This window comes from Marinobacter sp. (assembly GCF_041595835.1).
Taxonomy (GTDB): Bacteria; Pseudomonadota; Gammaproteobacteria; order Pseudomonadales; family Oleiphilaceae; genus Marinobacter.
In genome coordinates, this window is sequence record NZ_JBFHJO010000064.1 from 1 (window position 1) to 10,284 (window position 10,284).

Here is a 10,284-nt window from a genome sequence, read left to right on the forward strand (position 1 = left end):
AAGCCGTATTGGCGTCCCCTAGGGGGTTCGAACCCCTGTTGCCGCCGTGAAAGGGCGGAGTCCTAGGCCACTAGACGAAGGGGACTAGAAATTGGTGGAGCCAGGCGGGATCGAACCGCCGACCTCAACACTGCCAGTGTTGCGCTCTCCCAGCTGAGCTATGGCCCCTCAACGGATGCGTATATTAAGGATCCGCCCCTTGGGCGTCAACACTTATGGCCGTAATTTTTAAAGTTTTTTGAACATCCCTGTTCACACCGATCAATTAACAAACAAACCGTTTATTAAACACCCAAAGCGGCGAATTCCTTCTCCACTTTCTTGGTTTCTTTCTTAGAGAATCCCCCCATCACGTCCAACGCAGCCCGCAAACGGGCGCGAGTCATGTCCGGGCCAAGCAAAGCCATGGAATCCATTACTGACCAGGAATTCGGGGTGCCCGCAATCGCCACGAACACAGAAAACATGAAATCACCCATCTTCAGGTCCATGGCTTTCGCCAGCGCCTTAATATCAGAGAAAATATTCTCCTTACTCCAGTGGCGCTGAGCCTCCAGCTTCCACAAAGTAAACTGAAGTACACGTTTGATCTGGCTTTCATCCAACTTTTTGTGGGTAAAGTCTTCAGGCGTCAGGTTCAGCATTCCGCTAAACATAAACTGAGCCATAGGCGCCACATCAGAGAACACCTCTGCCCTGCCCTTAATGTGTGGGATCAGAGCCTTCAACGCATCTTCATTGAACCACCAGTCACGCATCCGGGCCATAAACTGCTCGTCGCTCAAATCATCACGAACCCATTGACCGTTCAACCAGCGCAGCTTCTCTACATCAAAAACAGGCCCGCCCAGAGACACTCGCTGGATATCGAAGTTTTCAACCATTTCATCCAGCGTAAACTTCTCACGCTCGTCCGGCATGGACCAACCCATACGGCCCAGATAGTTAGTTACGGCTTCCGGCAAAAAGCCCATGCGCTCGTAAAAATTGATACTCGTAGGGTTCTTTCGTTTGGACAGTTTGCTTTTGTCCGGATTACGCAGCAGCGGCAAGTGGCACAGCTCGGGCATATCCCAGCCGAAATATTCGTACAGCAACTTGTGTTTGGGAGCGGAGTTAATCCACTCCTCACCACGCAGAACGTGGGTAATTTCCATCAGGTGGTCATCTACCACGTTTGCCAGGTGATATGTCGGCATACCATCCGACTTCAACAAAATCTGGCAATCCACCTGGGCCCAATCAATTTCGATGGTGCCACGGAGCATATCCTGAATTTCACATATACCTTCATCAGGCACTTTCATCCGGATAACATAAGACTCACCCGCATCCAGGCGACGCTTCACTTCTTCCTGGGGCAGCTCAAGATCGCCTTTAATACCCGGATTCTGGCCGTTGGCCTTTCGCTCTTCGCGGATAGCCTCCAGCTCTTCTGGTGTGCGGAAGCAGTAAAAAGCATGGCCGGCTGTTACCAGATCTTCGGCATACTGAGCATACATATCCTTACGCTCAGACTGGCGATAAGGGCCATGAGGACCTCCCACATCAGGGCCTTCATCCCAGTTCAGACCCAGCCAGCGCAGCGCCTTAAGAATATCCTGTTCGGATTCGGCAGTGCTTCGCACCTGGTCGGTATCTTCGATACGTAAAATAAACTGGCCGCCGTGCTGACGAGCAAAACACAGATTAAACAAGGCCACGTAGGCGGTACCAACGTGTGGGTCACCAGTGGGTGACGGAGCAATTCGAGTTCGTACTGTCATGAAACCATCCTGAAATATGTGGCCGATAAATAAGACAAGCATTATAGCGACCCTTACCCGGTTTCGCATGATCAGGTTTTGCCAACACCCCAAACTGTGTAATATTATAACATTTCACGAGATCGTCAGGACACATGTATCATGAACCTTAAAAGCACATCCCTTGCCTTTGGCCTTGCCGCAGCAGTAGCTGCGTTTCCGGCATCAGCCACAGATATTGTCACATCAATCAAACCGTTAGAGCTTCTGGTTAAGGCGGTAGCTGGCGATAACGCGAACGTATCTACGATCGTCCCTCCCGGCTCCAGCCCCCACAACTACAGCATGAAGCCATCACAGAGGCGCGCACTGGAAAAGGCTGATGCTATTTTTTGGGTAGGCCCTGAAATGGAAACCTTTCTGGGCCGCCTGCTCAGCGGCAGTGAGTTTGAAGGCAAAGTCGTCGCCTTTACACAAGCACACACTGATGATAATGATGACGAACATCAGGAACACAGCCACGATGCGCACCACGACGATCACGACCACCATGATCACGATCATGGCGATGGCGAAGACCCCCATATTTGGGTAGATCCTGAGCTGGCACTGGGCATGGCTAAAGCCATCTACGCCAAGCTGGTCACCTTCGACGACATGAATAAAGCAGAACTGGAAGGCAACCTGAAGCAGTTCGAACAAAACCTGTCCGCAACCGAACAGGAAATCAAAATAAGTCTGAGCGCCGCCCAAGGGGTCAGCTTATTCACTTATCACAGTGCTCTGGAACGTTTTGCCGAACACTATGAGTTAACCGTTGCCGGCGTACTCACACTCAACCCTGAGATGTCTCCCGGTGCCAGGCATATTGACGATGTACAAGCCCAGCTACGCCAGGCCAACCAGCCCTGCCTGCTCACAGAACCCCAGTTCAACCAACAGTGGTGGCATTCGATTACAGAAGGCCTCAACGTGACCTTCAGCACGTGGGACCCTCTGGCTACAGACATTGAATCAACGGCTTCTGGCTATATTGAGTTCCAGCAGTCCATTGCGAACGCCGTGCTCGAGTGTTTACCAGAGGATGCTGAGCATTAATGGAATAGACACCATTGCCAGTAACGTTTGCCCGCTGATGATTCCAGCCATCAGCGGCGCATCACCACCTAATTGACGCGCAAGAATGTAGGCGGAGGTAGCGGTTGGCAGGGTCGCAAGTAAGACCGCTACCTGCACCAACAAGCCATTCAGCCCTAGCACCCAGGCCAAACCAACCGCAATCAGCGGAAACACCAGCAACTTGAGGGCCGACGAAACCAGAAACGGCGCGGAAGCCCCGCGCAATGCACTCAATTGCAAGCCAGCACCAACTGTCATCAAGCCCATGGGCAGCGCCAGATTACTTAATGGCTCAAGCGTTCCAGCCAACAATGGGTGAAAGCCGATTTCAAAATAACTCCAGACAACCCCGAGAACAGAACCCCCAATCAAAGGGTTGGTGGCAATAGCCTTAAGCACCTGAGCGATACTGACTTTGTCTTGCCCCGCCACCACCGAAAACATCAATATGCACAATAAGTTCAGGGAAGGCACCATAATCGCCACAGCAATGGCCGTTAATGACAGGCCGTCATCACCCAGAAGCATCCCGCCAGCAGCCAGCCCCACATAAGAATTGAAACGTATCGCGCCTTGGTAAACGGATGAAAATACCGGCCCACTCCAGCGCCAGAACAACTGAACCAACACGATAGCCAGCGTCATAACCGCCAACATAGACAGAATCAGCAACGCCGTGTCTGCATAGGCAGAGGCTGGCAACCGGGCCTGGCCCAGCTTAAACACCAGCATCGAGGGAAAAAGAATGTAATAGGTAAAGCGTTCAGCCTGCGGCCAGAAGTCACCGCCGGGAAAGTTTATCCGCCTCAGCACATGGCCAAGCATGATCAAAACGAAAACAGGTACCAACGCTTGGAGGACTACCTGCATGCCAACAACCTCATACCCATTGCCATTTTGCTCCACGAGGGTTAGATTCAGCGTATAGCTTCCTATAACGGCGTAACCTGATCAACGTGAATACCCTGAATTTCTACATTCACATACCTGCCATAGCACTGCGGTCTTCCTCTGAGAACACCTGCAGGGCTTTCATACGCCTCTGATTTCGCTGAATCCACAGTAAAACCCTTCCGGATTCAGCGCTTAAACCAAACTTATTTTTATAGAATTATCCGGAGATTCCTATGTCTGAATTACCATCAATTATTGTTGCAGAAGAAGATTACAACCGCCTTAGCACCCTACTGGAGCGTATGGCCGGAAAATCCGATGTAGTCGATGGACTGGAGGATGAGCTGAGCCGTGCAGACCTCAAGCCTCTAAGTGAGATGCCTGATGGCGTGGTAACAATGAATTCGGTGATCCGTTTTGTGGATGAAGACACCAAGAAAGAGCACGAGATGATGCTGGTGTACCCCCACGAAGTTGGAGACAGCGACCATAAAGTTTCTATTCTGGCACCGGCTGGCGCCGCCATGCTCGGCCTGAGCATTGGAGACAGCATCGAGTGGCCAATGAAAGGCCGCAAGCCGATTCACTTGAAGGTGGTCAGCGTTACCCGAAAGGCATAAGCATTTCCCTTTACCAATGTCATAAATTGATATTTCTCCAGATGAAAAAAGGCCTTCAGTGATAGTCTCCAAGCAAGCTAACGAGATTGTCAGGAGGCCTTATGACAGAGCAGCGCCGCGAAGACTGGGACCCCAGATCAGCCACCGTATTACAAGACCAAATTCGTGCATACGACACTATGCGCAAGCAATGCCCGGTGGCCTGGAGCGATTACCAGCAGTGGACGCTGTTCCGCCATGCAGACCTCATGCAGGTACTGGAAGACCACAAAACCTTCAGTAACGCTGTCTCTGTGCACCTATCCGTGCCCAACGGCATGGACCCGCCCGAGCACACACCTTACCGCAGAGTGATTGAACCGTACTTTGGCCCTGAACCCATGGCCCGGTTTGAACCACAATGCCGGGAAGTCGCCCGCACACTGGTTCAACGACTGCCGAAAAACGAACCCGTTAATGTGGTGGAAGCCTTAAGCCGCCCATTTGCACTGCAAATTCAGTGCGCATTTATGGGTTGGCCGGAAAACCTGCACCAGCCACTGGCCGACTGGGTACAGAAGAATCATCAAGCTACCCTGGCCCGGGACCGCCAAGCTATGGCAGAGGTAGCTCAGGAGTTTGACGGCTATATCCGGGATCTGCTGAACACTCGACGTCAGGCTGGCGGCCAGGCACCCAATGACGTCACCACATCGCTAATGAGGGAACAGGTTAACGGCAAACCGATGACCGACGAGCAGCTAATCAGCCTCCTCCGTAACTGGACTGTAGGCGAACTGGCCACTATTTCGGCTTCCGTATCGATACTGGTGAATTACCTGGCACAACACCCGGCGTTACTGCGCGAACTCAAAGCCGCACCGGATCAACTCCCATTAGCTATCGACGAAATCCTGCGAATGGATGCGCCGCTGATCTCCAACCGGCGGGTAACTACTCGCGATGTGAATGTCGGCGGCAAGGTCATATCCGCTGGCGAAAAAATCACCATTCTGTGGGCATCCGCTAACCGGGATGAAGAGGTCTTCGGCAACCCTGACGACTTCTGCCCACAAAAGAATGCCGACAAAAACCTTCTGTACGGAGCCGGCGTTCATGAATGTCCGGGCGCACCACTGGCAAGGATGGAGCTGAAAGTATTGATGGAAGAGCTGCTAAAACCGCTTGAAGCCCTGGAAATGGTTAAAGAACATGCCTCCGAACGAGCCATGTTCCCCACCGGTGGATTTAATGTTCTGCCAATTCTATTCCGGCAAATCTGATTCAGGCACAAAACCCTGAGCAGAAAAGCCGCGGCAAGACCAAACCTGACGCGGCTTTTCTCGACAGCAGAACTCGACGTCAGTCTTCAATAAACACCAGACTCTTATCAGAACCTGCGGTTTCCAGACGCCCCAATGGCCTTAGCTCCATGCCGTGCTCACGAGCAGACGCTTCAAAAACTTCTCGACTATTTTCTGCCACACACACCATCAAGCCACCGCTGGTTTGTGGATCACAGAACAACAACTTGTCGGCATCCGTCATACCGGAAATTGCCTTACCGAAAGCCGCGGCATTGCGATGAGTACCTCCCGGGATGCAGTCAGCATCAATGTACGGCTGTAAATTAGGCAACACCGGAATTGCCTTACGGCTAACGATGGCCTTCACGCCACTGCCACGACAAATTTCCAGAAGATGACCAGCCAAACCAAAACCGGTGACATCGGTCATAGCATTCACACCGTCAATTCGTGCGAAAACCTCACCCACCCGGTTAAGAGTCGACATATTCCCTACCGCAACAGCAAGATCTTCTGGCGCAACCTTTCCTTTCTTGGAAGCACTGGTGAGAATACCGACACCCAGCGGTTTGGTCAGATACAACAGATCGCCGGCTTTCGCTGTGTCGTTACGGATGATCCGGTCTACCGACACTGTACCAGTAACCGCCAGGCCAAAAATCGGCTCCGGGGAATCAATACTGTGGCCACCGGCCAAAGCAATGCCTGCCTCAGCACAAACTGCACGACCACCATCAATAACCTTCGCAGCAATCTCTGGCGACAGTTCATTCACTGGCCAACCCAGAATGGCAATCGCCATGACCGGCTTGCCGCCCATCGCGTATACATCGCTGATCGCGTTCGCCGCTGCAATACGACCAAAATCAAACGGGTCATCTACCACTGGCATAAAGAAATCTGTGGTGCTGACTACGCCAACACCATTACCAATATTGGCTACCGCTGCGTCGTCCCGGCTACTGTTTCCAACCAGCAGATTCGGATCGTGAAAATCCGGCCTCTCAGTGTGCAGAATTCGGTCCAGAACATCTGGAGCAATCTTGCAGCCACAACCAGCGCCGTGGCTGAACTCGGTCAGTTTGATGGACAAAGTGTCTTCCTTCTGTACGTTACGGAATATGAGCGAGAGTTTGGTAGTATTCCCAGTATCAATAAGTTTACAGGTCAGCTCTCTCTGCAGCCACCAAACAGGAACACCAATGAGCAATCCAGCCAGCAAGCCCGACAATCACGGCACTGCCACCCGTATCATTCACAACCGGCGCCACAAAGACCCTTTCGGCAGCCCCTATTCGCCGGTTTATAACACCACGACCTATCGGTTTAAAAATACTGAAGCCCTGCTGGACGTCATTGAAGGCCGCACCGAAGGAAACCTGTATACGCGTTGGGGCACCAACCCCAGCATTCAGGAACTTGAACAAGGGCTAGCCGGGCTGGAGCGGGCCGAAGCAGCGCTGGCGTTTGGTTCTGGCATGGCGGCAATTTCCGCGACACTGCTGGCTCACGGCCGCACAGGCATTGTTTGTGTAGGAGATCTTTACGGCGGCACCCAAAGTTTTATGACGGACCACTGCCAGGCCCTCGGCATTCCGGTAACCTTCCTGTATCGCGAAGAACAAAATCAACTGGCAGAGCAACTCAATCAGTCCGGTAAACTGGTGTACCTCGAAAGCCCGGCCAATCCGAACATGGCCATTCTCGATATAGGCGCCATCGCAGAAACAGCCCATCGCCATGGCGCACTATTGGCCGTAGACAATACGTTCGCCAGCCCCATAAACCAGAACCCACTATCCTTAGGGGCGGATTTAGTACTGCACAGCGCCACAAAATATCTTTGCGGCCACAGCGACCTCACCGCCGGAGCCCTTATGGCCTCTGCGGAATTCATCCAACCCGTTGCCAACTGGCGGAAAAACCTGGGCCAGCTTCTTTCCCCTGAAACCGCAGCCTTGCTCTCCCGCAGCCTGAGAACCCTGCCGGTAAGAATCCGCCAGCACAACGAGAACGCGATGGCGGTGGCCAAGGCCATGGAAAAACATCCGAAAATCACCAAAGTACACTATCCGGGGTTACCTTCATTCGAAGGTCACGAACTGGCCAAGCAACAGATGCATGGCTTCGGCGGGATGCTCAGCATTGAAGTAGAGGGAGGTCAGCAAGCAGCGGCACAGGTGGCCGACAAACTGCGGGTTTTCCTGCTAGCGACTAGTCTGGGGGGCGTAGAAAGCCTGGTCAGCCAACCCAGTGCTACCAGTCACCACGGCATTAGCCGGGAAGAGCGTCTGAAGCGTGGCATCGGTGATGGCATGCTAAGGTTGTCTGTAGGACTTGAAGATGCCCAAGACCTCATTACTGACCTCAATCAGGCCTTGGCATAAAGGGGGCCCCCAATCAGATCAAGCGAAGTGCAACCGGTTCAGGCGATATACCAACCACATGGTCAGTATCTGAAGCCCAATCGCCAGACCGGTTACGCACCAGTATGCCAGGCTAAACTTATCCATGGCGCCGAACTTTACCAAGCCTGTATTCAAAAAGAAGTGGGTCATAACCACCATACCAACACCCGGGCACACCAGGGCATAGGCGCCAGCGGATTTTTCTGTACCGGTTACATACTTGGAGAAATAACGATATCTGGAAAGCACCACCCAACCAAGCAATCCGAACACCAGCTGCGCACACAAAAAGTAGGTCAATAGACCCAACGCTTCAATCCCGCCAGCACCGGAGCCAAAATGAACGTGGAACCCGTGGGTCTGGCGCATTAAAGTAATGGTCAAAGTCGTGATGATGGGCAACACAATCCATAACGTAGGCGCAGTTGACGGATCAACACCACGTTCCAGCATCGCACGAAAACCCAGCACGATCTGAATAGCCCCCATAACGAACGCCATCACCATAAAAAAGCTGGAAAGCACAAGACTGAATGTTACCGTTACTATATTCATGCTCATCGCCGCAGGTGACGCCAGCCCCACACCGATCATGGCAGACGCAAAAGCCGGCAACAGCTGCCCCAGATTATTGTTGCGAACGCAGTCAAAACCACCGCCGACCAGAACACGTCCCCAAAAATCTTTCAGCAACGCCAGAGCCCACCCCCCCACTAACAGAAAGGCCACAATCGCCAAAGGGAACAACCACTCCACCACACCCCAAAGCCCAGGAACAAAGGTCATAGCCAGCATAAACGCTACGTTAATCGACATAGCTACTGTTAACGGCCCGGCCAACAACTGCGTTTCAGAATTACTACTCCTAAGTTCCTTATAAGCGTTGGATTTCCGGAACAGGGCATACTGCTTCACGTTCCAGATCAGCAGCTGAAAGTGAAGTACCGCAAAAATTGCAACGCCGCTCCAGGCCCCAACCACTGCCATTTTAAGAAAAAGGCTATCACCCGTGAGAGCCGCCAAGGCGTCCTCAAAAAGAGGCACCGGCGCATTCGGATGCGGCAACCAGTGCATCAACCACATAAAAAAGGTCACAACCAAGCCGCCAGCGCCAAGCGCAGCCAGAAAGTAAGTGGGAACCCAGTCAGGCTCTGATGTTTTCGGCAAGCGATAAAACATTGCGAACTCCCTTTTCAAAACTGAGGGCGGTTTCTTTTAATCTGCCATTAAGAATACGTCAGCACAACTTACTCGCCAAACAACGAATACATAACATTCACCGTAGAAAGTGCCGGAAAATATAACGCTCCCCTTTTAATAAATGGAGAGCAGCACTACATTAAAAACAAAGGCAAATATTCTTACTACCCTCAAAGGATCGACCCTTCACAGGGGCTAAGGGAAGCCACAGTGCAACCAATGAAACACCTTATGGCATGGATATTAATTGCATTTTTTTTCACGCCAGTCAGCTTAGCCGGAGAGTACCCCGAAGAAATTCAAATTGCCGTTATTTCCGATGTTCCGATCACCGCTGCGGCGGCCCATATCCTGCAACTGGCCTATCAACGCTTAGGCGTGAGAATGACAACAGTTCACTCACCTGCTCGCCGTGCTCTGATGATGGCCGATACCGGGCTTGTCGACGGCGGCATGTTCCGCACTAGCCATGCGGCCAACATCTACCCCAATCTGGTACAAGTAGAACATGTGCTGCTGAAGGGTGAATTACGGGCAGTGGTCCTCCCTGGAAATGGTCATGTGCTGAATATGCCCTCAACAAAACCCAGAAAAGTCGCCGTACGCCGCGGCGTGATCATTGCCGAACGAATGGCAACGGAATTAGGGATGGAGCCCGTCTCTGCCAACACTTACGAGCAGGCGCGCCAGCTTTTGAAATATGGGCGTGTAGACGTTGCCTTTATCTCTCACATCGAAGACTTCGGCCCTCTCGCCCTCAAAGATTGGCAGGAGTTTGAAATACTCCCCGAACCAGTCACCAGGTTTAACCTCTATCATTTTCTGAACCAGCGTCATGAAGCACTGGCTAAAGCATTGCCTAATGTTTTGAGACAGATAGAGGAAGAAGGCACCAAGAAGCGGATTCTGGATAGTTTTCGTGGGAGGCCGAATGAGGGGAGCGTAGAGCGCAGCCCACTAAAAAAACAGCAGACTCATTTACAAGCATAACCGCAACCTGCGGCCGAGGCAG

General features: G+C 52.3%; 9 protein-coding genes and 2 tRNA genes. 5 read left to right on the forward strand and 6 right to left on the reverse strand.

Annotation, left to right across the window (positions count from 1 at the left end; translation table 11 throughout):
* Positions 1-9 precede the first annotated feature (9 nt).
* From ABYA77_RS13740 to gltX, 3 genes are all read right to left on the reverse strand, one after another.
* Positions 10-85: transfer RNA gene (locus ABYA77_RS13740), tRNA-Glu, on the reverse strand.
* Between the two features lie 7 nt (positions 86-92).
* Positions 93-168 (reverse strand) — tRNA-Ala (locus tag ABYA77_RS13745).
* Between the two features lie 116 nt (positions 169-284).
* Positions 285-1,766: a glutamate--tRNA ligase gene (gene gltX / locus ABYA77_RS13750; RefSeq protein ID WP_372966545.1), complete on the reverse strand. Its 1,482-nt coding sequence runs from the start codon at positions 1,764-1,766 to the stop codon at positions 285-287.
* Between the two features lie 141 nt (positions 1,767-1,907).
* On the opposite strand from gltX, the gene ABYA77_RS13755 reads away from it, so the two are divergent.
* Positions 1,908-2,843, forward strand: a complete 936-nt coding sequence (locus ABYA77_RS13755; protein WP_372966546.1) for a zinc ABC transporter substrate-binding protein — start codon at positions 1,908-1,910, stop codon at positions 2,841-2,843.
* On the opposite strand, the gene ABYA77_RS13760 is transcribed toward ABYA77_RS13755, so the two are convergent.
* Positions 2,820-3,734, reverse strand: a complete 915-nt coding sequence (locus ABYA77_RS13760; RefSeq protein ID WP_372966547.1) for an AEC family transporter — start codon at positions 3,732-3,734, stop codon at positions 2,820-2,822. The two genes, ABYA77_RS13755 and ABYA77_RS13760, sit on opposite strands and share 24 nt — an antisense overlap.
* Before the next feature lie 257 nt (positions 3,735-3,991).
* Between ABYA77_RS13760 and rnk the strand changes: the two genes are divergently transcribed.
* Together rnk and ABYA77_RS13770 are read left to right on the forward strand one after the other, a co-directional pair.
* Positions 3,992-4,378, forward strand: a complete 387-nt coding sequence (gene rnk / locus ABYA77_RS13765; RefSeq protein WP_372966548.1) for a nucleoside diphosphate kinase regulator — start codon at positions 3,992-3,994, stop codon at positions 4,376-4,378.
* A gap of 101 nt (positions 4,379-4,479) precedes the next feature.
* Complete coding sequence (locus ABYA77_RS13770; protein WP_372966549.1) at positions 4,480-5,640, forward strand: cytochrome P450; 1,161 nt, start codon at positions 4,480-4,482, stop codon at positions 5,638-5,640.
* Positions 5,641-5,719: 79 nt separating this feature from the next.
* Here the strand turns inward: ABYA77_RS13770 and selD are convergent, their stop codons facing one another.
* Positions 5,720-6,757, reverse strand: coding sequence for a selenide, water dikinase SelD (gene selD / locus ABYA77_RS13775; RefSeq protein WP_372966550.1), 1,038 nt, complete (start codon positions 6,755-6,757; stop codon positions 5,720-5,722).
* Positions 6,758-6,866: 109 nt separating this feature from the next.
* On the opposite strand from selD, the gene ABYA77_RS13780 reads away from it, so the two are divergent.
* A complete protein-coding gene (locus ABYA77_RS13780; RefSeq protein WP_372966551.1) occupies positions 6,867-8,051 on the forward strand; it encodes a PLP-dependent aspartate aminotransferase family protein in 1,185 nt (394 codons plus the stop codon).
* Positions 8,052-8,069: 18 nt separating this feature from the next.
* Here ABYA77_RS13780 and ABYA77_RS13785 read toward each other — a convergent pair whose 3' ends face one another.
* On the reverse strand, positions 8,070-9,251 hold the full coding sequence (locus tag ABYA77_RS13785; RefSeq protein WP_372966552.1) for a TsoY family (seleno)protein: 1,182 nt from the start codon (positions 9,249-9,251) through the stop codon (positions 8,070-8,072).
* A gap of 252 nt (positions 9,252-9,503) precedes the next feature.
* Between ABYA77_RS13785 and ABYA77_RS13790 the strand changes: the two genes are divergently transcribed.
* Positions 9,504-10,262 (forward strand): substrate-binding periplasmic protein, encoded by a 759-nt coding sequence (locus tag ABYA77_RS13790; RefSeq protein WP_372966553.1) that lies wholly within the window; start codon positions 9,504-9,506, stop codon positions 10,260-10,262.
* Positions 10,263-10,284 lie beyond the last annotated feature (22 nt).